At 62.0% G+C, this 22737-nt stretch carries 25 protein-coding genes; 8 read left to right on the top strand and 17 right to left on the bottom strand.

From position 1 onward, the window contains the following. Positions 1-87: 87 nt before the first annotated feature. Positions 88-1356, bottom strand: coding sequence for a S8 family serine peptidase (locus AC07NV_RS12060; RefSeq protein ID WP_495166589.1), 1269 nt, complete (start codon positions 1354-1356; stop codon positions 88-90). Between the two features lie 123 nt (positions 1357-1479). Between AC07NV_RS12060 and AC07NV_RS12055 the strand changes: the two genes are divergently transcribed. Together AC07NV_RS12055 and AC07NV_RS12050 are read left to right on the top strand one after the other, a co-directional pair. Next, on the top strand, positions 1480-1968 hold the full coding sequence (locus AC07NV_RS12055) for an RNA polymerase sigma factor (protein ID WP_495166588.1): 489 nt from the start codon (positions 1480-1482) through the stop codon (positions 1966-1968). After that, positions 1965-2669, top strand: coding sequence for an anti-sigma factor family protein (locus tag AC07NV_RS12050; protein WP_495166587.1), 705 nt, complete (start codon positions 1965-1967; stop codon positions 2667-2669). Before AC07NV_RS12055 ends, AC07NV_RS12050 begins: the two co-directional genes overlap by 4 nt. A gap of 362 nt (positions 2670-3031) precedes the next feature. Here AC07NV_RS12050 and AC07NV_RS12045 read toward each other — a convergent pair whose 3' ends face one another. Beyond that, a complete protein-coding gene (locus AC07NV_RS12045) occupies positions 3032-5023 on the bottom strand; it encodes a M3 family metallopeptidase (RefSeq protein ID WP_495166586.1) in 1992 nt (663 codons plus the stop codon). Between the two features lie 188 nt (positions 5024-5211). Between AC07NV_RS12045 and AC07NV_RS12040 the strand changes: the two genes are divergently transcribed. The 3 genes from AC07NV_RS12040 to AC07NV_RS12030 all read left to right on the top strand — a co-directional run bounded on the left by AC07NV_RS12040 (position 5212) and on the right by AC07NV_RS12030 (position 7590). Further along, positions 5212-6147: a hypothetical protein gene (locus AC07NV_RS12040; protein ID WP_495166585.1), complete on the top strand. Its 936-nt coding sequence runs from the start codon at positions 5212-5214 to the stop codon at positions 6145-6147. A gap of 130 nt (positions 6148-6277) precedes the next feature. Further along, complete coding sequence (locus tag AC07NV_RS12035) at positions 6278-6841, top strand: methylated-DNA--[protein]-cysteine S-methyltransferase (RefSeq protein WP_495166584.1); 564 nt, start codon at positions 6278-6280, stop codon at positions 6839-6841. Positions 6842-6882: 41 nt separating this feature from the next. Continuing rightward, a complete protein-coding gene (locus tag AC07NV_RS12030; protein WP_495166711.1) occupies positions 6883-7590 on the top strand; it encodes a 2OG-Fe(II) oxygenase in 708 nt (235 codons plus the stop codon). A 61-nt stretch (positions 7591-7651) separates the two neighbouring features. Here AC07NV_RS12030 and AC07NV_RS12025 read toward each other — a convergent pair whose 3' ends face one another. From AC07NV_RS12025 to AC07NV_RS11975, 11 genes are all read right to left on the bottom strand, one after another. Further along, positions 7652-8293: a hypothetical protein gene (locus tag AC07NV_RS12025; RefSeq protein WP_495166583.1), complete on the bottom strand. Its 642-nt coding sequence runs from the start codon at positions 8291-8293 to the stop codon at positions 7652-7654. Between the two features lies 1 nt (position 8294). Next, on the bottom strand, positions 8295-8807 hold the full coding sequence (locus AC07NV_RS12020; RefSeq protein WP_495166582.1) for a methylated-DNA--[protein]-cysteine S-methyltransferase: 513 nt from the start codon (positions 8805-8807) through the stop codon (positions 8295-8297). Between the two features lie 95 nt (positions 8808-8902). After that, complete coding sequence (locus AC07NV_RS12015; protein ID WP_495166581.1) at positions 8903-9649, bottom strand: 2OG-Fe(II) oxygenase; 747 nt, start codon at positions 9647-9649, stop codon at positions 8903-8905. 36 nt (positions 9650-9685) lie between these two features. Beyond that, positions 9686-10438 (bottom strand): 2OG-Fe(II) oxygenase, encoded by a 753-nt coding sequence (locus tag AC07NV_RS12010; RefSeq protein ID WP_495166580.1) that lies wholly within the window; start codon positions 10436-10438, stop codon positions 9686-9688. Positions 10439-10558: 120 nt separating this feature from the next. Continuing rightward, positions 10559-10810: a hypothetical protein gene (locus tag AC07NV_RS12005; RefSeq protein ID WP_495166579.1), complete on the bottom strand. Its 252-nt coding sequence runs from the start codon at positions 10808-10810 to the stop codon at positions 10559-10561. Between the two features lie 146 nt (positions 10811-10956). After that, entirely contained in the window at positions 10957-11607 is a 651-nt protein-coding gene (gene alkB, locus AC07NV_RS12000; protein ID WP_495166578.1) for a DNA oxidative demethylase AlkB, read from the bottom strand. Between the two features lie 8 nt (positions 11608-11615). Further along, a complete protein-coding gene (locus AC07NV_RS11995; protein ID WP_495166577.1) occupies positions 11616-12242 on the bottom strand; it encodes a hypothetical protein in 627 nt (208 codons plus the stop codon). 77 nt (positions 12243-12319) lie between these two features. Then, on the bottom strand, positions 12320-12961 hold the full coding sequence (locus AC07NV_RS11990; RefSeq protein WP_495166576.1) for a DNA-3-methyladenine glycosylase family protein: 642 nt from the start codon (positions 12959-12961) through the stop codon (positions 12320-12322). After that, positions 12958-14055 (bottom strand): bifunctional DNA-binding transcriptional regulator/O6-methylguanine-DNA methyltransferase Ada, encoded by a 1098-nt coding sequence (gene ada / locus AC07NV_RS11985; protein WP_495166575.1) that lies wholly within the window; start codon positions 14053-14055, stop codon positions 12958-12960. Before ada ends, AC07NV_RS11990 begins: the two co-directional genes overlap by 4 nt. Positions 14056-14205: 150 nt before the next feature. Beyond that, complete coding sequence (locus tag AC07NV_RS11980) at positions 14206-14661, bottom strand: ester cyclase (RefSeq protein WP_495166574.1); 456 nt, start codon at positions 14659-14661, stop codon at positions 14206-14208. A 151-nt stretch (positions 14662-14812) separates the two neighbouring features. Next, positions 14813-15079 carry a hypothetical protein gene (locus AC07NV_RS11975; protein ID WP_495166573.1) on the bottom strand — a complete coding sequence of 89 codons (267 nt, stop codon included), beginning with the start codon at positions 15077-15079 and terminating at the stop codon, positions 14813-14815. A gap of 223 nt (positions 15080-15302) precedes the next feature. Between AC07NV_RS11975 and AC07NV_RS11970 the strand changes: the two genes are divergently transcribed. Beyond that, the gene (locus tag AC07NV_RS11970) at positions 15303-15890 is read left to right on the top strand and encodes an MGMT family protein (protein WP_495166572.1); all 588 of its coding nucleotides are present in this window, start codon (positions 15303-15305) and stop codon (positions 15888-15890) included. A gap of 60 nt (positions 15891-15950) precedes the next feature. On the opposite strand, the gene AC07NV_RS11965 is transcribed toward AC07NV_RS11970, so the two are convergent. After that, a complete protein-coding gene (locus AC07NV_RS11965; protein ID WP_495166571.1) occupies positions 15951-16697 on the bottom strand; it encodes a gamma-glutamylcyclotransferase in 747 nt (248 codons plus the stop codon). Between the two features lie 607 nt (positions 16698-17304). Between AC07NV_RS11965 and AC07NV_RS11960 the strand changes: the two genes are divergently transcribed. Then, positions 17305-19029, top strand: coding sequence for a hypothetical protein (locus tag AC07NV_RS11960; RefSeq protein WP_495166570.1), 1725 nt, complete (start codon positions 17305-17307; stop codon positions 19027-19029). A gap of 292 nt (positions 19030-19321) precedes the next feature. On the opposite strand, the gene AC07NV_RS11955 is transcribed toward AC07NV_RS11960, so the two are convergent. Next, complete coding sequence (locus tag AC07NV_RS11955) at positions 19322-19831, bottom strand: DUF3617 domain-containing protein (protein ID WP_495166569.1); 510 nt, start codon at positions 19829-19831, stop codon at positions 19322-19324. A 309-nt stretch (positions 19832-20140) separates the two neighbouring features. Between AC07NV_RS11955 and AC07NV_RS11950 the strand changes: the two genes are divergently transcribed. Then, the gene (locus AC07NV_RS11950; protein ID WP_447751101.1) at positions 20141-20416 is read left to right on the top strand and encodes an HU family DNA-binding protein; all 276 of its coding nucleotides are present in this window, start codon (positions 20141-20143) and stop codon (positions 20414-20416) included. A 44-nt stretch (positions 20417-20460) separates the two neighbouring features. Here AC07NV_RS11950 and AC07NV_RS11945 read toward each other — a convergent pair whose 3' ends face one another. After that, positions 20461-20655, bottom strand: coding sequence for a hypothetical protein (locus AC07NV_RS11945; RefSeq protein ID WP_495166568.1), 195 nt, complete (start codon positions 20653-20655; stop codon positions 20461-20463). 305 nt (positions 20656-20960) lie between these two features. Then, positions 20961-22658, bottom strand: coding sequence for a sulfatase family protein (locus tag AC07NV_RS11940; protein WP_495166567.1), 1698 nt, complete (start codon positions 22656-22658; stop codon positions 20961-20963). Positions 22659-22737 lie beyond the last annotated feature (79 nt).

The following is a 22737-nucleotide window of genomic DNA, read 5'->3' as shown; positions in this document are numbered from 1 at the left end:
CTCCTTCATCTTGCGGCCCGGAGGGGAGGGGCCTGAAGGAAGAACGACGGCGCGTCCGGATTTCTTCCACGAAAATTGCCGGACGGATCAGCGGCCGCCGCAATCCCCGCAAATCAGTCCGTGGCCGTAGAGCTTGTCGCGCCCCTTTTTTCCAAGATCGCGCGCTTCGAACACCAGTGCGGAAACCGCCGGACCGATCCGGTCGATTGCCGGCGCCGGGTAGCGGAGCGCGAGACGTCCGGCGACCAGCGGCGCGGCGAAGGATGTGCCGCGCAGGCGGTCGGTCGTGCCGGTGCCGGTCGCCGCGAGAACGGCATCGCCCGGCGCCGCGAAGTCGATGTGGAGCGCGCGCCCCGCTTCCGGAAGCGCACGGTTCTTGCCGTCGACACCGGTCACCGCAAACACCCCCTTATAAGATGCCGGATAGGCGGGCGGAGCGGCTGGGCCGTCGTTGCCGACCGCCGCGACGATCAACATGCCGCGCTGCTGCGCGCGCGCGATGGCGACCGCCAGCAGCTTGTTATCGGGGCCGACGAGGCTGATCGTCGTTACCGCGACGCCGCGCTGAGCCAGCCAGCCGAGCGCGCGGGCAATGGCGCTGGCGTTACCGCCCGCGGCGTCGGAACCATAGACGTCGGCGGCGAGAAGATTTTGCCCTGATGCCGAACCCCGCACCGCGCCGGTGCCGATCAGCAGTGAGGCGACCGCGGTGCCGTGGCGGCTCGCATAAGGTGCGCCAGCGGCGAAGCCGCGCTGCTCGACGCGGCCCGCGACCGAGGGATGCGCAGCCACCCCACCATCGATCAACCCAAGCGATGCTTTGCCGGACGCTGTGGCCGTCACCAGCAAGGCGGTCGGCAGCGCTCCGCCCGGACCGCTCGCGAAATAAATATGGTCGGCATCGATTTCGGCGCCGGGGAGCAGTTTGGCGAGCTGCTTTTGCGCGCGCGCGAGGCTGCGACCCTCGGGAACCGCGAAGCGAACGATATCGAGATCGAGTCCTTCGATATGATCGCGGTCGATTAGCCGGAACCCGTTATTCGCCGCCTGCGCGATCATCGCGTCGTCGACTCCCGTCGCAACGAGTGTACCGCGCACCGCTGGCTGGCCGTCGCGGTCGGGCTCGATCCGGTCGCGATTGTTGCGCAGGAGACTGGTGATCCGGTCGAGCCGCATCTCTGCGAGCCTGTCGCCGAGGGCTATCAACGGTTCGGCATTGAGGTTCGGTAACGACGGCAAATTGCGGGCGGCGTCGGGAAGCTGCACCTGCGGCAGCGCTACCTGCGCAACGACGCGTTCGCTAATCGCGGCGGATAGAAGGCAAAACGTCAGGGCAAGGGCGGCAAGTGCGCGCATCGAAACTCCTCGTGTCGGCGGAACCGGCTGGCGGTACACCGGCCGCGTCCGAAAAATTTAGCATGCTGCGGAAGAAACGATAGGGTGGCGTCGTTTCTTCCTCGGACACAGCGAAAGGCAAATATGCGCTTCGAAGAGGAACTGGTCGAATTGCTTCCGCGCCTGCGTCGGTTCGCGCGCGGTTTGGCACGCCATGCGAGCGACGCCGACGATTTGTGCCAAGCCGCGATCGAACGCGCGCTGAAATCGCGGGACCAATGGCAACAAGGAACGAGACTGGACAGCTGGATGTACCGCATCACCCGTAATCTCTGGATCGACGAGCGCCGTGCCGCGGGCCGGCGCGGCGTTCAAACACCGATCGACGAAGCCGTCGTGCAGATCACGGGTGATGGCGCAGCCGAGGTGGAGGCGGGAGCGCTGCGCGGCGACGTTGGCGGCGCGATGGCCCGCCTTCCGGACGAGCAGCGCGAAGTCGTGATGCTCGTGCTGGTGGAAGGCTATGCCTATCGCGAGGCGGCGAAGATACTCGACGTGCCGATCGGTACGGTCACATCGCGCCTTGCGCGTGGGCGCGAAAGTCTGATGTTTTATTTGGGAGAGGCCGCATGAGCTTCGACGCTGCCACGGTTGCCGCCTTTGTTGACGGCGAACTCGACGATTTGACTGCGCGCCGGATCGAGCGCGAAGCCGGGATCGACGCTTCGCTTGCGGCGGAGATCGCCCGCCACCGCGCGCTCAAGGCGCGGTTGGAGGCGCATTTTGCACCCATCGCCGAAGAGGAGGTTCCCGAGCGGCTGCGATCGTTGCTCGCGGTCGACGACAAGATCGACGCCAGTCTTGCCGGTCGCCGCGATGCGAAACGCGCGCGCTTCGGCGCCATCCATTGGGGTGCCATCGCGGCGTCGCTCGTGTTGGGCCTCACGATCGGATTGCGTCCGTGGGTTCCCCCCGCCGATGTGGCGACCGAGGGCGGCATGCTGGTCGCGGCAGGACCGCTCGCCGACGCGCTCGACACGCAGCTTGCGTCGAACCAGTCCGGCGACGCCCCGGTGCGGATCGGTCTCAGCTTCGAGGGCAAGGACGGTCGCTATTGCCGCACGTTCGAGAGCGCTTCGATCGACGGGATTGGCTGCCGTGAACGCGGTCGATGGCAGCTCGAGCGAACGTTGCGAGGACAGACAAGGAGGGATTATCGGCAAGCCTCGTCGGACGAGATCGCGGCGACCGCCGCCGCGATGATGCGAGGCGACGCGCTGGACGCTGCGGGCGAACGGGCGGCGCGCAATGCCGGTTGGGTCGATCGTCCCTAGCTGCCGATGGTTCCGATTTTTGCATATTCGGTCATGCGGCGACCGTCGTTCACATGATGGCGACGACAGTGAAACCCGCGCTGTTCTAGCCAGTGTCGACCGAAGTCCTAAGGTCCGCTTTCCCATTTTTGGCGCTTGGAAGCGGACGGTCCGCTTGCGGCCAGCATAACCGGTTCTCGGCCGGAAAAACGACGCACGCTGGGCATTCCAGAGCAAAAGATACGCCAAAATCCGCTCGTTGCGGCCGTTCCATACGGGCTCTAAACTCCGGGCCAGCCTTTGATCGGAATGCCCTGCATCCCCAAAGCGGTATGTGCGACAATAGCTTGTCGGCCGTCCATCGCGCGCACCCGCAGCCTAGTTTATCGGCTCAGCTGCTCGCGAAAGGCGTCGAGGTTCCACGGGCGCCCGAGAAAATCATTCACCAATGTTTCGGCATCGGCCGTTGCGCCTCCTTCCAGCACTATCGTGCGATAGCGCATCGCGACATCCTTGTTGCGGATGCCGGCCTGTTTGAATCCCGTGAACAGGTCGGTCGCGATCGCCTTTGACCAGCCATAGGTATAGTAGATTGCCGAATAGCCATCGAGATGCCCGAAATTAACATAGGAATGCGTGCCCGGGATATTGGGAATGGGCGAGTAGCGGTTTGTCTGTTCGTCATACATCGCGTCGAGGTCGAAATCGGGTGGGCGATTGTAGAAATTGAGCGAAACCGCTGCCAGGCCGACCTGTCGCTTGTAGGTCAGCGCCTCGCCGAACCAGCGCCCGGCGTTCATCTTTTCGACGAGCGCCGCGGGGATCGGTTCGCCCTTGTCGTTCGAGGCGAAGCCTTTGAGCGTGTCATAATCCCACGCCCACTCCTCGAGCAGTTGCGACGGCGCTTCGAGGAAGTCCCATTGCAAATTTCCCATATTCTGAAGGCTATAGGTCTGGTTTCCGGCATAGAGCCAATGGATAAGATGACCGAATTCGTGGAGGAAGGTCACGACATCGTCATGGTCCATCGGACCCGTTGCCGGAAAATTGGTGACGAGCGCCGCGATCGGCACCTGTTGCCCTGAAATGCCCGACTGGATCGGGAAGGCCGCAGCATGGTTGAACTTGCCCTCGCGTGGATGCATGTCCAGGTAGAAATGGCCGACCAGCCGGTCGCCATCGTAGAGCGACCAGCCGCTCACGTCGTTGCTCCACGGCGTGCCCTGCCAAGGGCGCATGTCGGCATTGAACAGGTCGCGCATCAGGCCGAAGATTCCCGCGCGGGTCTTTTCATAAGTGAAATATCGGCGTACTTCGGCGGCGTCGACGTCATATTTCTGCTTCTTCAGCCTGTTGCCGAAATAGCTGCTGTCCCAGCGCTGAATCCGGTCGAGTGTCTTGTCCCCGCGCTTCGCAAATGCCGTCAATTCACCGAAATAGGCGTCCGACCCCGGTGTTGCGGCGGCGTCGATCTGGCCCAGAAAGCTCTCAACGCGCGTCGGGGTGCCGATCATTTTGTCCGCCGTGATCAGCGTCGCATAGTCGGGGTAGCCGAGGGTTGTCGCAAGCTCATATCGTTTCCGGAGCAGCGACTGGAGCACCGGACCGTTTGCCGGCCAGGCGCGATTGGCATAGGCCGACGCGACCATCTTGCGCGTGTCGCGGCGCGCCCCGAAGTCCAGTACCGGAAACACGTCTGGATAATCGAAAGTCAGATGAACCTTTCCGTCCGCGCCCGGCTTGTGCGCGTCGATATAGTCCTGCGGCAACCCCGCAAGGTCAGCCGTGTCGAGCGCGATATCGCCCTTGTCATCCCGGATATTGGCTGAAAATTTCAAGCCGATGTCACCGATTTCGTTGGTCAGTGCCGCCACTTTCTTCCGCGTCGCTTCATCCTTGTCGACCCCGGCGAGCCGGTAGGCGCGAAGCGTCCTCGCGAGCGTGAACCCCGTTTTCGTGTCGAGGCCGGCGGTCGGGATCGCAGCCAGTCGATTGTAGATCGGACGCGAGAGGCCGATCGCGGTATTGATCGTCGTAATCTCCTGGACGCACGCCGCCGCCGCCTCGCGCACGCCTTTGTCCGGGTGGGTTTCCATGATCAGATAATATTGACCGAAACCATCCTGACTGATCGCGTTGAGTCGGTCGAAGCCCACGAAATCGTCCGCGATCGTTGCCGGACCGGCGCGCGCTTCGAGCACGGCTTTCTGCAGGTTGATCGCCTGCGTATCGGTTTTACAGCGTTTGCCGATAGCATCCGCGCCGCCGCCGACGGCACGGAGCGTAGCGGGGACATCGGCAGCCGAGGCCGCCGCGACGAATGACAGGATGGAAAGGGGCGCCGACAGGAGGAGCCCGAGACGATATTGACGCATTAATCCCCCTAAGTTGCTTATCAATGCATATGATGATCTTGTTAATACAGCCTATCGCAAGCGCGGCGATATTGCGCCGGAACTTTTTGCGTATATTCTATTCGCTTGGACGCTGTGGTTGCCCGAACCCCGGGGCAGGGCGGGCCGGTGGGGCCGGGTGCTGGCCGGACGCGGGCGGGGAGCCGTGAATGAAGCCGCATGAAGGCAAGGCATTTGATCCGCATTTCGGTGTCGCCTACCGAACCTCGTCGTCGATCCTGAACCATCCCGATTTCGCGAGCGCGCGCGCTGAATATGTCGACAAGACGCTCGCGCTCTATGGCGACGACGCCTTTCTCAACAAGCTGCTGATGGAGGCGGCGCGGATCGTGATCTTCGCGGTCGCCATCTGTCTCGCTGCCGGATATCGCGAGGACGACCGGAGCAGTTGGCCAACGATCGGCAATCTCAAAAAGGTGCTGGCCCTTTTCGGTGTGAGCAGCCCGAGGCGGATCGAATCCATCGTCGGCCGACTGATCCAGACCGACTATCTTGAAAGCCGCATATCGCCCTTGGATGGGCGCGTGCGTCTTCTGCACCCGACGCCCAGGATGCTGGCATATGACCGGGCGTGGCTGGTTGCACATTATAGCCCGCTCGCCACGCTGTTCGGCAAAGGAGATTATGTCCTTCCGCTCGGCGAGGATGCCGATTTTCAGCGCGTTCAACGGAGGATCGCGACCGATTTTTTCGAACAGTCAGCGATGGTCCTGCTCCGCAATCCCGCCATTTTGCTCTTTGTCTCGCGCGACGCGGGCATATTGATCCTGATGCGGCTTATGCAGGATTCGATGAAGCACGGATCGCCGACAATATCCTTGTCATTGTCGAGTCTTGGCCGGAGCTTTCTCGTCTCGCGAACACATGTCCGGCAACTCCTGGCCGACGCTGAAGCGCAGGGGCTGATCGAAATCGATCGCGGGGGCAGGCAGGTGACGCTCAAACCCGCGATCCTTGAAAGCTTCGATCGCTTTGTCGCCGACGGAATGTCCAACCATGACCTGACGGCCGCTGCGGCTAGGCAGCGGCTTATCAACGCAAGTCCCGATCGGAAGCCCGTCTATGTTGGCGTGACGGGACCGTAAATGTTCGCACCGCTTATCCGGCAATGCCGTCGGGATGGTAAAGATTCCTCAATTTGAAAACAAGGAACGGAGTTTGGCGTGCCAGCTCCGGGCGTAGCTCCGGTCACGAGGACAGCAAGGAGTTACGGCAATGAACCTCAAGACGACTGATGGTCTGCGGGCGAACTCGCGGGCAAATTCGAACGCGGCGATCGCTGACGTTCTTTCCTATGCGATTGTCGATAGTAATCTTGGCCAGGTGCTTGTCGCGCGCAGCGCGAAGGGTGTCTGCTCGATCCTGATCGGCGACACGGCCGGGGAACTCGAGACAGACCTCGCCGGACGCTTTCCGGATTCGACCCTTGTTCGGAACCCGGACGCTGTGGAGAGCGATGTCGCAGCGGTCCAGCGCTATATCGACAAGCCATCGGAAGGCCTCGATCTGACGCTCGACATGCGCGGTACGCAGTTTCAGCGCAGTGTGTGGGAAAAGCTGCGCACGATCGCGGTCGGCAAGACCGCGAGCTACACGGAACTGGCGCGCAAGCTGATGCCGCTCAGCCATCCGCGTGCCGTCGCGAGCGCCTGCGCCGCCAATCCGATCGCGCTGGCGGTTCCCTGTCACCGCATCGTTCGCAGCAACGGCGAACTGGCCGGTTATCGCTGGGGCCTTGACCGCAAGCGTGAACTGATCCGGAAGGAAGCGATGGCATGAAGCCGCCGCTGGTGGATTTCATAGCTCCGGCCTCTGCGGACATGTCCGCAGAGGCGCGGGTTGCCCGTTATCATTGGGGCGCGATCACCGGCGAACTTGATAGCGCGGGATGCGCCGTGCTGCCCAAGCTGCTCACACCCGAACAATGCCGCGACATCGCGGCCTTCTATCGAGATGAAAGCCGGTTTCGCAGCCACGTCATCATGGCGCGGCATGGCTTCGGGAAAGGCGAATATCGCTATTTCAGCTACCCGCTGCCCGACCCCATCAGGGATCTTCGTTTGGCGCTCTATCCCAGGCTTGCCGGGATCGCCAACGCCTGGAACGCGCGCATGGGATTGGAAGGCCGATTTCCGGACGATCATGCCGATTTCCTCGCGCGGTGCCGCGCGGGCGGCCAGATCAAGCCTACGCCGTTGCTTCTCCAATATGTCGAGGGCGATTATAACTGCCTGCATCAGGATATGTACGGCGACATCTGGTTCCCGATCCAGGTCGCGATCCTGCTTTCCGAACCCGAGGTCGATTTCACCGGCGGTGAGTTCGCGCTGACCGAACGGCGACCGCGTATGCAGAGCCGTGTCGAGGTCGTGCCCTTGCGCCAAGGCGACGCCGTGGCCTTCGCGGTCAACAGTCGCCCCGTTCAGGGAACGCGGGGTGATTATCGCGTCAACCTTCGGCACGGGGTCAGCCGGGTTCGCTCGGGTATGCGCCACACGCTCGGGATCATCTTCCACGACGCGCGGTGACTTGCATCGCCGCGCTACAGGGCGCGCCCAGCCGTCGAGGCTGGCGTACCGATTCCATGCCTCACCAACCGGGATAGGTGACGAACAGGCCCGCCCAATCGAGAAGGCAATTGGTGTCGCGCATGTGCGTAATGGCATCCGCGGCGTGCCATGTGCACGGGACACGCCGGAGCCAGACATTGTCCTTTCCGCCGCGATAGAGCCAGATGACCGAGGCGGCCAGCATCTGCCGATGATCGGACATCGCGCGATAGTCGGCGCGCCATTGCTCCATTCCGGCGGGGATAACCTCGTCCTCGAAGAAATCATAACCGGTCGGCCGGATCGCGTGATGATAGGGGCCATGACCATCGTCGGCGAACAGACGCGCAAGGCCATGGCGGGCGATCACTCCGCGAAGCAGTTGGTCGAACAGGAAGGGGTCTTGCGGGTCCGAATGGACATAGTCCGCGCCGGTCCCGATGATATCGAGGAGCCCCCAGGCATCCTCGTTATCCAGTTCGAGCCTTTCGCTGATGAGCCGCGTCAGGCGATAACCGGGGTACTGGGCCTTGGCGTTGTCGACGCAATCGAGCGCACGGCGGACGAGATCGAGCGGCGCCGGTCGTTTCGAAGCAGCCGTGGAGGCAAAGGGATCGTTCGGCGTGGCGGCGATGCACTGCTGGTGCAATGCGTCGCCATCCAGCTTTCGCGCAGTGGCCATCTCAGTGCACCGCCGACCGCTGTTCGCTGGCCAGCAGCGCGCGCTTGCGCTGGACGCCCCACCGATAGCCCGAGATCGAGCCATCCTTCTTGATGACCCGGTGGCAGGGAATGATCACCGCGACGGGGTTGTTTGCGATTGCGGCCGTGACGTCGCGCGCATCGCGCGTGCCGAGCTTGGCCGCGAGCGCGCCATAGCTGGTGGTCTCGCCGGCGGGAATGTCCCGCAGCATGAGCCATACCTGTACCTCATAGGAGGTTCCGCGCAGATCGAGCGGAAGTTCGCATCCGGTTGCCGGGTTTTCGATGAGGCCTGCGACGGTCGTGACGACGTCGGTCAGCTCATCCGGACTGTGGATCACTTGCGCTTCCGGAAAACGCATCCGCAAGGCCCTTTCCATCGCGGCATAAGCAGCGCTGAACTCGAGGGCGACAACGCCCGTCGCGGACATGGCGACCATGAAGTCGCCCAGCGAGCTGGCACCCCAGGCAAATCGGATTGTTTCGGTCATCATCTTGTCTTTCGATCGTGTTTGCCGATCTTGTTTAGGCGATGCCGCTGCGAGCCTCGCTCCGGTCCTTGCTTTCAAATCGAAAAGCGCGAGGCCTTTTATTTGGCGTCGTGGAAGATGATGCCGAGCGTATGGCGGTGGCCTGAATGGAGCCGGCTGACGCCGTGGCGCAGGTTGACGCGCGCGGTGCCGCGCACGCTGCGTGCCGGCCGCTGATTGACCGCGAAGGCAACGGCGTCGCCCTGCCGCAGCGGCACGACTTCCGCCTTGGACAGGCCGCGCGGATTCTGTTCGATGAGCAGGAACTCCCCGCCGGTGAAGTCGCGTTCCGGTTCCGCGAGGAGGATCACGACCTGGATCGGGAACGTCAGATCGCCGTAGAGATCCTGGTGCATGCAGCAATAGTCGCCGGCGCCATATTGCAACAGCAACGGCGTCGGGCGCGCCTGTCCGCCGCGATGGCAGAGACCCAGATAGTCGGCGTGCACCATCGGATAGCGCGCGCCGATCCGCATGCGCGCGTTCCAGTCGTTCGCGATCGGCGCCAGATGGCGGTAGAAGGCGGTGCGCAGCTCGCCGACGAGATCGGGGAGGGGATAGCTGAAATAGCGATATTCGCCCTTGCCGAACGCGTATCGAGCCATGACGACGCGGCTGCGGAAGATGCCGTCCTCTTCATAGAGCGACGTGAGCGCCTCGCATTCCTCGCGCGTGAGGAGCTGCCGCGCAACCGCTGAGCCGCCTGCGGCAAGGTCCGATGCCATCCGATCCCAATCGATGCGATCGACGCGCTCCGTCGGTGTCAGGGGCGCTGTGATCGGCATGTCGGTTTGAAGAGCGGGCATGGGGTCTCTTTCATTTGCGGGTTTGGCAGCGGGCCATCAGACGGCGGCGTCATGAAAGACGATCCCCAGCGCGTGCTGGCGGCCCGTCCTGACCTTGCTGAAGCCATGGCGAAGATTGACGCGGTAGCTGCCGCGCGATCCGTTCACGGGACGGTTCGCCGTCGCGAAGATGACGGCGTCGCCCTTTGCGAGCGAGACGACCTCCGGACGGGTCTGCATGCGCGGACGCTGCTCGGCGATCACGAACTCGCCGCCGGTGAAATCGCTGCCTGGTTCGGACAGCAGGATGACGGCCTGCAAGGGAAACGGGTGGCAGCCGTACACATCCTGATGGAGCAGGCTTTGCTGGCCCGCACGGTGATCGAACATCATCGATGTCGGCACGATCTGCTGGGCGCGGCGGCATATTTGCAGGAATTCGGCGTGCGTCTGGGGAAAGCGCTCTTCAAAACCCATCCGCTCGTTCCAATCGTTCGCGATGGATGTGAGATGAGGATAGAGCGCGGTGCGCAGGTCCGCGATCGGACCCGGAAGGGGATAGGCGAAATAGCGATTGTCGCCGGTCCCCCAGCCGCGCTGCTCGGGCACGTTCGGAATGGGCCTCCCCGCCGGATCGGCGGCAAGGCCGATGGCCGTATCGCATTCGCCGCCCAGAAAGAGGCGCGGCAGGACCGCGGCGCCATAGCTGTCGAGATCCGCCGCGATCATTTCCCAGCGATAGTTTGCGAGGCGCCCGGTGACGCCGCCGTCCGGGCCGGTGGTCGCTGCAAGGTCGAGTGGAGCTTTCATGTTCGATTTTGCGTCCAGGTCAGGAGAAACGGGCTTCCTCTTCGGGTAGATTCGCCCGCCCGGCGGGGCACTCCGGTTCATGCTTTCAAAACGGACATTGGTGGCCGAGGCTCCGGTCGATCAAGCCAGCCGCAGGATCGACGAACGTCCCAGGAGATAGACCTCGCCCGAAGAGAAGCACACTTCGATCTCGCCGTTCGCCTGCACCTCATATTCCGCATGGCCACCGGCGACGAGGCGGGCGATATGGGTCAGGACCAGCGTCTTTTCCGGGTCGTTCCTCGCAAAGGCGGTGAGGCTGTTAAAGGCCTTTTCGGCCCCGGCAAACCTGCGCCGTCGCGCATTCGCGTCGTATTCGCTGCGCGAAAACATGGATGCTGGTTCCTTGCTCTGCCTCGCATCGTTGCCTGATCGTGGTGATCGGACTCCCTTGCGCCTATGATGCCCCATTTGGCGCCGCGCTTGCCAGCCGACACTCCGGTTGTTGCCGTCAAATTGAAAGATGTTCGTTCCGGACATCACAGGGCACCCCGGAAGGTCAGATTGATCCGCTTCCGACCGACCAGTTGATGCTCGCCATCCTTCAGGTCCGAGACGCCGTGGAACCGAAGCCGCGACGGTCCGCCCCAGACGGCGACATCGCCATGGCGCAGCGCATAGCGCTTGACCGGATCGTTGCGCTTCAGGCCGCCGAACTGAAAGGTCGCCGGCAGCCCGAGCGAGACCGACACGATGGGAAGCGCGAAGTCGCGCTCATTCTTGTCCTGATGCAAAGTGAGCCGCGCACCGGGCTCGTAGCGGTTGATCAGGCAGGCATCGGGCCGGAAATCGGGATAGCCGGCGCGGGCGGCGGCGCGGGCGGCGAGTTCGGCGAAACAATCCGGCATGGGCGGCCAGGCATGCCCGTGGAGCGGGTCGTTGCTGTCGTAGCGATAGCCGGTGCGATCGGTGACCCAGCCCGCCGCGCCGCAATTCGTCATCGCGACCGACATGGTGAAGCCGCCCGGCGTGACCATGTGACGGAAGGGCGATCGTTCGGCGATCGCATCCAGCGCCGCAAGCAATGCTTTGTCGATGGACAGCGCTTCGCCGCGCAGCAGCACAGCGCCTCCTGCCATGACCTCGGTCACGGGATCGAGTGGCGCGAGGTTTTCAAAGAGATCAAGCATGCTGGCACCTATCGGATGCTGGAATTGGACGAAGGATGGAGCGCCGGCCGGTACCCCGCGCCGAGCGCGGCAAGCGTCGACGGCGGCGTCAGCAGTCCATCCGCACGGTCGAGCGATGGGGCAGGCGCATAGCCCGCCTCGGTCCAGCGATGGGGACGGCCGCCGCGCATCGTGAAGGCGTCCGGTCCGACTGCGACGACCGAGCCGTCCGGCAGGCTCGCGAGCGGCATCGGAACCGCGTGCAGGCGCTTGCGGCCGCGATCGAGACGCTCGCCGTGCAGGACCCTGTCCATATGTGCCGCCGAAGGGTGCGTGTCCCCGCGACCGGCTGTCCAGCATGCACGGAAATGTTCGGCGTCGGCTCGCCGGCAGAAAAAACAGGGCCGATGACCGGCGGCCAGCGCCACCGCCTCGTCGAGGAAGAATAATTCGGTCCAGCTTCGGGCCGCCATCACATCCCTGCGACGTCCCTTATAGTCGCAGGTGCAGATCAGCCAGGCCCGGGTGGCCCAGCGCTTCGCCAGCAGGGTCCTGGCTGCGGGATCGTGGATGATGCCGCGATTGCCGGTAAAAAGGCCCCGCTGCGCGATGGCGACGATGTCGCCGAAGGGTGTGACACGATTCTGAAGCGGCATGACGTTGCCCCTGGATGATGCCGGCGTCACGCGCACTCCGACTCTTGCGATCAAATCGGCGATTGCGGCGGCAGCGCCTATTTCAGCACGTTTCCGCGCTTGCGCGGTATGCGCCACAGATACCAGGCCGCGACGGTGCGATGCGGCGCCCAGGCCCGGGCAATCTCGCGCAGCGCCTTTGGCTTGGGTTGCCCGTCCAGCGACTTCAGCACGCGGTAGCCTTCGCGCACACCGAAATCGTCGACCGGCAGCACATCCATGCGCTCGAGCGAATACATCAGCAGCATTTCGACGGTCCAGCGGCCCACGCCCTTGATGCTGACCATCCGGTCGATCAGCGTCTGGTCGTCCATGGTGACGGCAATCTCGCGGGCCGGGATGATGCCGGCGATCGTCGCTGCAGCAATGGCCTGGATGGTGGCGGTCTTGCTCGCCGAGAATCCGCATGTGCGTAAGCGATCGACGTCCGCGTCGACCAGATCGCCGGGCGTCGGAAAAGCGCGATCCTCGAAGAGCGCCTTCAGTCGCCCGATCATCGCGTCACCGGCCTTGGCGGTGAGTTGCTGATAGGCGATCGCGCGCACCAGCGCCTCATAAGGCTCGCGCGCGGCCTTGGGATCGTGGCGACAGGGGCCTATCTGTTCGATCAGCCTTGCCCAGTCTTCGTCGACCCGCGCGAGGAACGCAACCGAGGTATCGTAGCGGGTGGAGAGGGTCATGCGGTTTGCGCAACCTCGCGTTCGAGGATTGCGCGCTTGCGCTCGACGCCCCATGCGTAACCGGAAAGCGAACCGTCATTGCGCACCACCCGGTGGCACGGGATGGCCACGGCCAGCTTGTTCGCCGCGCACGCGCCCGCGACGGCCCGGACGGCCTTGGGCGAGCCGATACGCCGCGCGATCTCGGCATAGGAGACCCGTACCCCGACGGGGATTTCCTGAAGCGCCTGCCATACGCGGCGTTGAAAGGCCGTGCCGCGAACATCGAGCGGCAGATCGAGGCCGATGCCGGGATCCTCGACGAAGCCGACAACGCGCGCGATCAGCGCCTCATATTCGCTGTCCATGCCGATCAGATGCGCCTTGGGAAAACGGTCCTGGAGATCCCGGACCAGCGCATCGGGATCGTCGCCGAGCAGGATCGACGCGACACCCTTCTTGCTCGACGCGACCAGAATTGCGCCGAGACAGGTTGCGCCGACGGCGAACTTGATTTCCTCGTTAGCGCCGCCCGCGCGATACTGTGTGGGGGTCATACCAAGCATGCCGGTCGATTTCTCGTAGAAGCGCCCGCTGGAGTTGAAGCCGGCGTCATACATCGCGTCCGTGACCCTGGTGCCGGATTCTAATCCTTCGCGGACCTTTTGCGCCCGGTCGGCCGCCGCATAAGCCTTTGGCGTCAGGCCGGTCGCGGCCTTGAAGACACGGTGGAAATAGCTCGGGCTCCGATCCACGGCCGCCGCGACCTGCTCCAGTGACGGCTCTTCCTCGCACGCCTCGATGAAACGACAGGCCCTGGCGACCAGCGCGGCATTTTCGGCATCGAGCGAGAGCCCGTCCGGATTGCAGCGCTTGCAGGGCCGGAAGCCGGTCGCGTGTGCGCTCTCCAGCGTGTCGTGAAGCGTGACATTCTCCGGGTTCGCGGTGCGCGAAGGACAGGAAGGGCGGCAATAGATGCCCGTCGTGGCAACGGAGTACCAAAGCGTCCCGTCGGCAGCCTTGTCGCGAGCGAGGATGCGCGCCCAGCGCGGATCGTCTTCGACCGGAAGCGGCGCGATACGCAGCACGTGCGTGGATTGAGAGCTGATCGTCATTTTCGTCTTCTCTAGCAAATATGCGCGCACCATGCCGCCCTACCGTGCGGGGCACACTCCGATCCTTGCTTTCAAATCGAAATCGCCCGCATTCTCTCGCGTCTGGGCAACAAGGGGGATCGGCCGATCCCCCTTGCCGTGCGGTGTTGATCAGGCCTTCTTGATCTTCCCAAGCTGCATCATGGCAGTCAGGCCGTCATCGAGGCCATTTTCTTCGACGATCAGGCCATCGACGACCTTCAGTACGGTCTTGCCGGTGAAGTGCATCTTGAGTCCGGTCGCGGCGGGCAAGCCTTCGTAGCCGGGCAGCAGGTCGTTCCAGCCAGCACCGGTGTGCGTGCCGCCACCTTCCCACTGACCAACGACATAGTCGCCCTCGGCGATCAGGTCGGCGGTGCCCCAGAAATTGAGGTCGGGGAACGCGGCGCGGAAGTCGGTCATGAACGCCTTGATGTCCTCGCGGCCGCGGCGGGGTTCATGAAGCGAATAGTGCAGCAGCATATCGGGATGGGCGATCTCGTCGACCACGGCCAGATTGACGTCCTTGCCCCAGAATTCGGTGAACCAACGGACGACGACCGCTTTATTGTCTTCTTCTTTGCTCATGGAACAAGTCCTTTTCTCTATCTCGGTGGGGGCATCGAAAGGGCTCGATGACCTGCGAGCGTTGGTATTTGCGGGGGTGGAGAGCCAAACTCCGTTTCTTCTTCTCAAATCCAAAAGGGCGTGAGTTGCTTCATGGACAGCGCCGGATTGCTCAGAGATAGGGCGCCATGCGCTGCAGCATGGCGAACTGCGGCACGGCGACGAGGGCATTCGCGCGGCCGACATGGCTGTCATAGACATGGCGCGCCCGCGCCGGTTCCCGGTCGGCATCGATGCCGAAGAAGGCGCCGACGGTCTTGCGCCAATCCTGGCCCTTCCTCTCGCGATCGAGCAGGCCGATGTAGAGCATCGCATGATCGCGGTCGTAGCTCGTCATTTCGGCGCCGGTCGGAGCGCTGTCGTCAAATGCCTGGACCATGATTCTTTCCTTCCATCATTCGCGTTGGATCCGCGTGTTGAACGGGACGGCCGGAAAGTGACGCCTGTGCGTGCGGGCGGAACTCCGGTTCTTGCTCTGATATTGGAGATGTGCGGAGGCGTTACGCGGCGGCCCTGTTTTGAATTTGAGGGCAATGAACGGAGTGCGGCTGCACACCCATCCTCCACCCTGCGACGTCATTGGTTGGCTGAGGAGAGCGGAAATGGGACAGCGACGTCGAACGCCCCTTTGGCCCGCCGAGGACATCGCCGCGACTATTGGGTACGCTTTCGGTGCGAGCTCGCTCGGGGATTTTCTGGTCGCGGCGAGTTCGAGAGGGCTTTGTGCGGCCCTGTTCGGAGACGATCGATCCGCATTGCTGAATGAACTTCAGGGCGCAAATCCGGCGGCGACCCTGTGCGCGGCCGAGCCCGTTCTTCATGGCGTTCTGGTCGGCACCATGGCCGGCCTTATCGAGAAGCCGGCTGCCGCCGGGATCTTGCCGATCAGCATGGAAGACAGCACGTTCCATCAATGCATAAGAGCGGCACTCTCATTGACCAGGCCCGGCACCACGATCACACCGGAAGAGATTGCGGACAAAATCATGGCGTCCCCGGAGAGCGCCGCATCGATTCGAGAATATGCCGCTTCGGACCAGCTCGCGGTCGTCGTGCCGCTCCATCGATTGCAGGAACGGGACGGCACGAGCCCATCTTATCGATGGGGCAATGCGCGCCGCCGGGCGCTATTGGCGCGCGAAGCCGCCGCACATCAATGGTGTGCACAGACGATCTGCGGCGACGGCTGATCAGTTCTATGCGATCGGGCGCGCGGGCCATTCACCGGGGCAGGGCCCTGCAGCGGTGTTTCAGGCGGCGAGTGCTCGCAAGACCCGGTCGGTGCGGAAGGTCGCAACCCGGACGGCCAATTGTTCGAGGGCGAAATCCGTGATGCCATGTGCCGACAGGGCTTCGCAGGTTCGAAACAGATAGTCCGCGGCCGTTCCCCAACTACCGGCTGCCATTGCGAGCCGCACGATCTGGGCATCGATCGGCAGGCCGCCAGCATAGAGCGAACTGTCCGAGTCGATCACAAACGCGATGGCGTTACCGAAAACAACGTCGTCTTCTCCGACGATCTCGACCCAGCGCGGGATATAGCCAGAGAGCAGCATTTCCCGGCGCCACAAGATGGGCAGTTCCGATCGAATGTCTTCATCCGCGATGCGGTAGGCGACACCATCGCAAGAGCCGCCTCGATCTAACCCGAGGGCAAGACCGGGCAGTTCTTCGGTACCGCGGCCCGCCGGCATCGACATGCAGAACGCGCGGTGCCAGCAGTTTACGCGCGCGACGCGCTGCTCGCAGGTCTTGAGGGCCGGGTTCCAGATCAATGAACCATAAGCGAAGACCCAGAGGTCGCCCATCGGGCGAGTCCGGAGAAAGCGCGCAAGCGATTCGGCGCGCTCTTCGTCCGCAGTAAACTGCAAATTGGGTGCATCCGACGCTGCGAGCGCTGCCGCGTCACCGGCTGCAATCATGTTACGTGAGAGGATCGGTATTACCGTGTCTTGCGCGGTGAACGCGCGGTCGATTTCTGCGATCGTCGTGGTCATCTGGCCCCATCGTTTCTTGGCGCTTCCCGGCGGCCAGGATCGCCACCGAACTGACGCCGCAATCGGGGAGGACAGACCGGCCGGCACTCCGGATCGTGCTTTCCAATCCACTTTGGATTTCACGGCAGGAATCGGAGGAGAGTTTGTCGAGGCTGTTGCTGGACTTGTCGGGATCTAGGTGGCTCCAGCACCCGCAAGATGCGACCGGATTATTGTCCGTCTCGCCTGCCTGCCGTGGTGCTACCGAGAACATGATGATCGCCGTCTTTGACCGATCGTCAGTCAGCTCCCATTTTCAGCGCGATAATGTCGTCGCCGATTAAATGCATTGGTACTCGGTAGAGCGGATCCTAACGGGCGAACATAGGACGCCCTAGACAGGTCAAAAATTGGTCAGATCACGCCCGACAGCTAATGTCCGCTCCTCATGATTTTCTTCTAAAAGCTGACCGTCTCAGAACGGCCACTCGCGGTCGTGTTGACCGCGAACACTTCGCCCGCTGATCGCATGACGAAATAGGGGACGATGTAGGTTGCGTTGTAGGATTTTATTTGTTCTCTGAATGTTCTCGGTAGTCCACCGAGGATATGAAGGGATAGTGACCATATGACCTGCAATGACAATCGCGAGCATGTCTGGCCCGAGGATTTTGATAATTTCCAAAGCGCGTTCGATGCGGCAGTCTCTCGCGGCGCCGAACTCCGTTTTCGTCCGAACGTCACTTACACTTGGCCAATGACGACCGTCACGGTCAATGGCACTGTTAAGGTTGTTGCGACTGGGGCTCGGATCGAGGTGCCGGGTGCCGTCCTCGCCCTGCATATACAGACCGGAGCGGACGCCAGCGAAGTTGATGGCGGACATTGGATTTACACGGGCCCATTGACCAACGGCTACAACGGGACCAGCAATGCCATCCGCGTGACCGGCACCCGCAACGGGCCGGGTGTGGCGCCGACGTTTATCGAAAACGTCAAGATCAAGAACGCGACCTTTGAAGGTTTCGGCAATGTCGCGGTAGAATATCAATTTGCTAGAAATTGCAGCGACGAGAATATCCGGTGTCTCCGTTGCGGCTACGCCGGAGTCTTCACATATTCAGTCGACATCTATCGTTCGACTGGTTTGTTCGTGAACACGCTAGCTGGCCAACTTGAGACCGGAAGCCCTTCAACAAGTGAGTTAAATGCTTACGGCTTCGTGGCAACCGCAAAGATTGACGATACGCCCGACCGCATCCAGGATCCCTGCAGCAGAGATATCGTCGTTGAGAGCCCGACGATGTTGAACATTCCGACGTGGCACGCGATCGATAGCCATGGTTCGGACGCCATGGTTGTTCAGAATGCAACAATGACCAATTGCCGTCGCGGAGTTGTCTTCACTGGTCTTTCCGACAAGGGAACGACGAACAGCACGGCTCTCGGCTGTATCGCCAACAACAATTTTTCTGCCTCTGATACGAATGCGAACGGCACCTCCAAAAAGGGAGAGGCGTTCTGGGATATCGGGCCGACAGGATCGGCGCCTAACAGCTTCAATCGCTTCCAAGAGTGCATTGCATTCGGTCACGGTAATCCAAATGGCGACGAAGGCGCGGTAACGATCGCGAACGCAAATGACGGCTTCTACGGCATTAGCGATGAGCAGTCTCAACGTGTGGGATGGAAATTCGGAAGCAATATTTCACGGGCCACGATCTATGCGCGTACGACCGATGTTCGACACGCAAGCGTCAATCCTTCGGTGGCTCGGGTCGACGGAAATGACATTGATCTTCGGGTCGCTAGGTGGCGGAGCGACGCTCGCAATGCTTCAGTGGACGTGAATGTCATGGTGAATGGTATTGTGATCACCTCCACCAATAGCGGCGGGACGATCTTCTTCGAGGACTTTGATCTGACAGCGTGCACCAACGGGGAATTGGTCCCATCAAGCGGAAACTCGATTTCCGCTGTGTTAAACGGAAACTACAGCATAGTCGCCAATCTTACTATGACGGGTGTGTCTGGCGCGGTAGTGGAGGCCGCCCGGTTTGTTCGACAAGGGAGGCTCTGCCTTCTCCAACTGCCAGCGGCCAGCTTCGCAGGAACGAGCACTGCGGCAAGCTTGACGCTCACAGGTGTGCCCGTAGCCTTTCGCCCATCAGGAACGACGCCCGCCGGCACAGTGGCTGCGGTGGATGGCGTGGGCAATTTCGTATTAGCCTTTGCTCTCGTCGATAGCGCCGGCGTGATAACGCTCACCCGCGATGGCTATGGTGATACGTCGAGCTGGGCGAGCAATGTGATGAAAGGTCTGCGTGGCGGGATCCTTCAATGGATATCTTAGCGGTGAATCTAGCTAGGGGCATGAAGGGGCGGCGAGCTTCGACTCGCCGCCCGCGGATTTCATGGGTTGCGGCTGAGTTGTTCATTACAGCCAAGTCCGCTTTCCGCATTTTGTTTGCTAGAGCGGACCGTCTCTAAACGGCCAGTGTCGGCGGTGATGGACTCTCGGCCCCGCCCACTTTTGGAGATCTACTTCGGAGCCGTTAGGCAGCGGATATGCGCTCCCGTCGGCCTTTTGAAAAGGGGCGCGGTTTTCGCCACGCCCCCTTCCTTGCTTCATGTTTGGGAGAAGGTCAGCCTTTACAGGGGCCGATGTTGGTGCTGGTGACCTGCATCTGCATTTCCATGTCGCCGCCGCCCATCGGCGATTTGCCCTTCGAGGTGACGAGAACGTCGGTCTTCTTGGCACCAAGGGTTCCGGCGAGGGCGAGTTCGACCTTTTGCGTGCCCTGTGTGCAGGTGCCCGCGACATCGATCTTGCCATCGCCGATCTGGTTCTTGCTCCAGGTGCAGGCCTCGCCATGGCCTTTCGACAGCGCACCGGCGACATCCTCCTTGTCTGCCTGTTCCTGCGTCAGGCATTGTTCGGTGCCGCTGGCGGCCGCGAACTGCTTCGACATCTGGTCCTTCACATTATCGGGAACGCCCGGCATCTCGAACTTGACCAGCTTGACGTCGGTCTTCCAGTTGCCGGCTTCGCGCTTCACTGTCCCGGCCGGCGCAGCCGCCGTATCGTCGCTCTTGCCGCAGCCGCCCAATGCCAGTGCCGCGCCCAGCGCGGCGACCGTCAAAAACTTCTTCATGCTTCGATATTCCTTCGATTGTTGCTCTTGGGTCCCCCGGGAGGTCGCAAGCGCTTCACACCCCAAGCGATTGCGAGCGGGCATGTATCAAGAATTCAATGGGATGCACGTCGAAAGTGAGCGTGAAGACTCTCAGTCGGAGGCGTTCAGGCAGAATAATTATGGCGTCGATCCGGCGGCACCGCCAAGTGTCGCCGAGGTGAATTGGCACTGCCGGCCTATGGTGTTCCGAATATGGTGAAATCCCGCACAGCCGCTATAGCGGCGCCCCGGCTCGGGATGGTCCGGGCTGACCCTATGGAGATACGTATGAACCACGCCGAACTTTCGGATAGCGTTGCAGCATCGCTTGGCCTCAGCAAGGCCGACGCTAAGAAGGCGGTGGACGCCGTTTTTGCCGCGATCAGCGATGCTGCCGCCAAGGGGGACGAAGTATCGGTCAACGGATTTGGGAAGTTCAAGGTCAAGGCAACGCCCGCGCGCGAAGGGCGCAACCCCTCGACCGGCGAAACGATTCAGATCAAGGCGGCGAAGAAGCTGACCTTTGGTCCCGCCAAGGCCGTCAAGGACCGCCTGAACGGCTAAATCGATATGTTATCCCGTCGGCCCCCGCCGACGGGACACATCCCTCAATCGAGAACGACCGGCGAGTGAAGCTGAAGGTCGGTCTCCGTCTCCATTGAGGGGTTAGCCGTCTCGTCCTTCTGGTCGGGCGGCATCCCGATCTCGCTGGGCTCGGGACTGTTTTCCCCGGCTTCGATCTTTTCGCTGCATCCCGCGATCGATATCAGCACCGGTGCCAGCAGCAGAAATCTGGTTCGCATCACTACCTCCCGCATCTGCGGTACGATTGTCGGCGTGTGCCGGGTCGCCGCATGGTCGGAGAAACAGCGGGCGGTTTTTTGGTTCCTGCGTGAGGGCTGCCCGTGCACCTTGCCTTTGGCCTCGCTCGCTATCGGATGATTGGCCGAAAAACTACGCCGGCAACGCGATGGAAGGGCAGTCTCGACGGCGTCTGCATTGCCCGGTCACGTGACTGGAGCCGCCGTCCGCTTCCGGCCGGCCCTTGCCTAGCAACGGTGAGCGTCCGACCGAACTGGGGCCCGATGATTTTCCCGACGTTCCTGCTCTACTCGTCAGGCTCCGTCTGATCGTCGTCCTGCCCGCGTTGGCCGCCCATGGCCGGATAGGGGAGGAATGCGCGACCTTCCCGGTGCGCCTTTTCCTTCATCGGGTTGTCGGGGAAAATATCGTCGATGCGATCGAGCCGGTTCGGCTCCACGCGCCAAGCGTCGGGGAAGGGCGCCGATCCGGTACCGTCGCGGTTCCGGCGTACACTGCCACGTGCGTAGCGCGCAGTGAAGGGAATGGCATGCTCGCCCGCCTGGTTTGCGAGCCCTTTATATAGCGCGGCGCGAAGCGACACCTTAAGGTCGAGATAAGCGGGATCGTCGATCAGATTGTTCATTTCTTCCGGATCGTTGGTGAGGTCGTAGAGCTCCTCGGTGTCATATATCCCATAATATTGGATATATTTGACCCGGTTGCGTTCGATCGCAAAGGTGCCCGGGGTCATCGGGAACTGCCAATCCCAATAATATTCATAGATGAAATCCGGCGGCGACCATCTCTCGGCCGGGACGCGGCCGGTGATGAGCGGCAGGGCACTCAATCCCTCGAACTGCTGGGGGGATGCGGCGCCCGCGAGGTCGAGAAAGGTCGGCGCGAAATCGAGATTGCGGATGCGCCCTGCATTCGTCCTCCCTGCAGGTACGAGACCGGGCGCCCAAACGAGCATCGGTACGCGCACCGAGCCTTCATAGGCGTTGCGCTTGTCTATCAGGCCATGGTCGCCGATCAGGAAGCCATTGTCGGACGTGAACACGATCATCGTGTCCTTTTCGAGTTTGTTCGCGCGCAGATAGGCAAGGATCTCGCCGACCCCGTCGTCGACGGCGGACAGCGTCGCATAATAGCTGCGCAGATATTCCGTCATCTTCATGTCGCTATTGTAGAAAAAGTCGATGCCGTGCCAGGTGTTGCGCTGGTTATAGACCCAAATCGGCTTGCCCTTGTAATTCTCGGGCGTGTTGGCTGCGCTCGCCGGTATAGCGAAGTTCACCTTGTCATATAGATGCGCGTAGCGCGCTGGCGGCATGGGGTCCGAATGCACCGCTTTGTGGCTGAGATAGAGAAAGAATGGTTTTTTCGGGTCGCGCTCTTTCTTCAACCAGTCGAGCGCATAACCGCCGAGTTCGTCGGTGATATAACCCTTTTGCGGCACCGGCTTCCCGTCGACGTTGAGCTTGTTCACCGCGCCTGCGCGCACCGCCGCAGGCGGTAGATCTCCTGTCGGCCAATAGCTGCCCTGTCCGCGGAAGCTGACCCATTTGTCGAAGCCCGCCCTCGGCGCGTCGGTATCGTTGCCCATATGCCATTTGCCTATGAACGCGGTCTGGTAGCCGACCTGCTGGAGATAGGATGGGAAGAATGTGAGCCCCTCTTCCGACGAGTTCGTGTTGTCGACGACCTGGTGGTTTCGCGCGGTCCGCCCGGTCAGGATCGTGGCGCGGCTGGGGCTGCAGAGCGACGAGGTGACAAGCGTGTTGGGAAAATAGCTTCCCTCGCGCGCGAGCCGATCGATGTTGGGGGTCCGAACCTGCGGCTGGAGAAAACCGAGACCATCATATCGCAGATCATCGACCAGGATGAAGATGATGTTGCGCGGTTTGGCGGGAGCGGCGGGCGGAACAGGTGCTGGCGCTGCATGAACAGAGCTTATGGCCAGCGAGGCAGTCGCCGCCAAAATGAACTTCCTGAAGCGCATATTTCCTCCCGACAGATTTCCGACGCGCGGCCCGCATCATTCTTCCGGCTCAGTCATGGCTTAAAGATGACAAGCTTGT

Source organism: Sphingopyxis sp. GW821-FHT10B01 (assembly GCF_059415685.1).
The sequence above is the reverse complement of the archived record's forward strand: the minus strand, read 5'-3'. Positions and strand labels throughout refer to the sequence as shown.

Excerpts from the sequence above, each read along its gene's own strand:
- AC07NV_RS12025 (WP_495166583.1), bottom strand. The coding sequence starts at position 8,293 with ATGGCCACTGCGCGAAAGCTGGATGGCGACGCATTGCACCAGCAGTGC.
- AC07NV_RS11970 (WP_495166572.1), top strand. The coding sequence starts at position 15,303 with ATGGGACAGCGACGTCGAACGCCCCTTTGGCCCGCCGAGGACATCGCC.
- AC07NV_RS11940 (WP_495166567.1), bottom strand. The coding sequence starts at position 22,658 with ATGCGCTTCAGGAAGTTCATTTTGGCGGCGACTGCCTCGCTGGCCATA.
- ada (WP_495166575.1), bottom strand. The coding sequence starts at position 14,055 with ATGACGATCAGCTCTCAATCCACGCACGTGCTGCGTATCGCGCCGCTT.
- AC07NV_RS12020 (WP_495166582.1), bottom strand. The coding sequence starts at position 8,807 with ATGATGACCGAAACAATCCGATTTGCCTGGGGTGCCAGCTCGCTGGGC.
- AC07NV_RS11945 (WP_495166568.1), bottom strand. The coding sequence starts at position 20,655 with ATGCGAACCAGATTTCTGCTGCTGGCACCGGTGCTGATATCGATCGCG.
- AC07NV_RS12015 (WP_495166581.1), bottom strand. The coding sequence starts at position 9,649 with ATGCCCGCTCTTCAAACCGACATGCCGATCACAGCGCCCCTGACACCG.
- AC07NV_RS12030 (WP_495166711.1), top strand. The coding sequence starts at position 6,883 with ATGTCCGCAGAGGCGCGGGTTGCCCGTTATCATTGGGGCGCGATCACC.
- AC07NV_RS11950 (WP_447751101.1), top strand. The coding sequence starts at position 20,141 with ATGAACCACGCCGAACTTTCGGATAGCGTTGCAGCATCGCTTGGCCTC.
- AC07NV_RS12060 (WP_495166589.1), bottom strand. The coding sequence starts at position 1,356 with ATGCGCGCACTTGCCGCCCTTGCCCTGACGTTTTGCCTTCTATCCGCC.
- AC07NV_RS12005 (WP_495166579.1), bottom strand. The coding sequence starts at position 10,810 with ATGTTTTCGCGCAGCGAATACGACGCGAATGCGCGACGGCGCAGGTTT.
- AC07NV_RS12035 (WP_495166584.1), top strand. The coding sequence starts at position 6,278 with ATGAACCTCAAGACGACTGATGGTCTGCGGGCGAACTCGCGGGCAAAT.
- AC07NV_RS12010 (WP_495166580.1), bottom strand. The coding sequence starts at position 10,438 with ATGAAAGCTCCACTCGACCTTGCAGCGACCACCGGCCCGGACGGCGGC.
- AC07NV_RS11990 (WP_495166576.1), bottom strand. The coding sequence starts at position 12,961 with ATGACCCTCTCCACCCGCTACGATACCTCGGTTGCGTTCCTCGCGCGG.
- AC07NV_RS12045 (WP_495166586.1), bottom strand. The coding sequence starts at position 5,023 with ATGCGTCAATATCGTCTCGGGCTCCTCCTGTCGGCGCCCCTTTCCATC.
- AC07NV_RS12040 (WP_495166585.1), top strand. The coding sequence starts at position 5,212 with ATGAAGCCGCATGAAGGCAAGGCATTTGATCCGCATTTCGGTGTCGCC.
- AC07NV_RS11980 (WP_495166574.1), bottom strand. The coding sequence starts at position 14,661 with ATGAGCAAAGAAGAAGACAATAAAGCGGTCGTCGTCCGTTGGTTCACC.
- AC07NV_RS11960 (WP_495166570.1), top strand. The coding sequence starts at position 17,305 with ATGACCTGCAATGACAATCGCGAGCATGTCTGGCCCGAGGATTTTGAT.
- AC07NV_RS11975 (WP_495166573.1), bottom strand. The coding sequence starts at position 15,079 with ATGGTCCAGGCATTTGACGACAGCGCTCCGACCGGCGCCGAAATGACG.
- AC07NV_RS11995 (WP_495166577.1), bottom strand. The coding sequence starts at position 12,242 with ATGCCGCTTCAGAATCGTGTCACACCCTTCGGCGACATCGTCGCCATC.
- AC07NV_RS12055 (WP_495166588.1), top strand. The coding sequence starts at position 1,480 with ATGCGCTTCGAAGAGGAACTGGTCGAATTGCTTCCGCGCCTGCGTCGG.
- alkB (WP_495166578.1), bottom strand. The coding sequence starts at position 11,607 with ATGCTTGATCTCTTTGAAAACCTCGCGCCACTCGATCCCGTGACCGAG.
- AC07NV_RS12050 (WP_495166587.1), top strand. The coding sequence starts at position 1,965 with ATGAGCTTCGACGCTGCCACGGTTGCCGCCTTTGTTGACGGCGAACTC.
- AC07NV_RS11965 (WP_495166571.1), bottom strand. The coding sequence starts at position 16,697 with ATGACCACGACGATCGCAGAAATCGACCGCGCGTTCACCGCGCAAGAC.
- AC07NV_RS11955 (WP_495166569.1), bottom strand. The coding sequence starts at position 19,831 with ATGAAGAAGTTTTTGACGGTCGCCGCGCTGGGCGCGGCACTGGCATTG.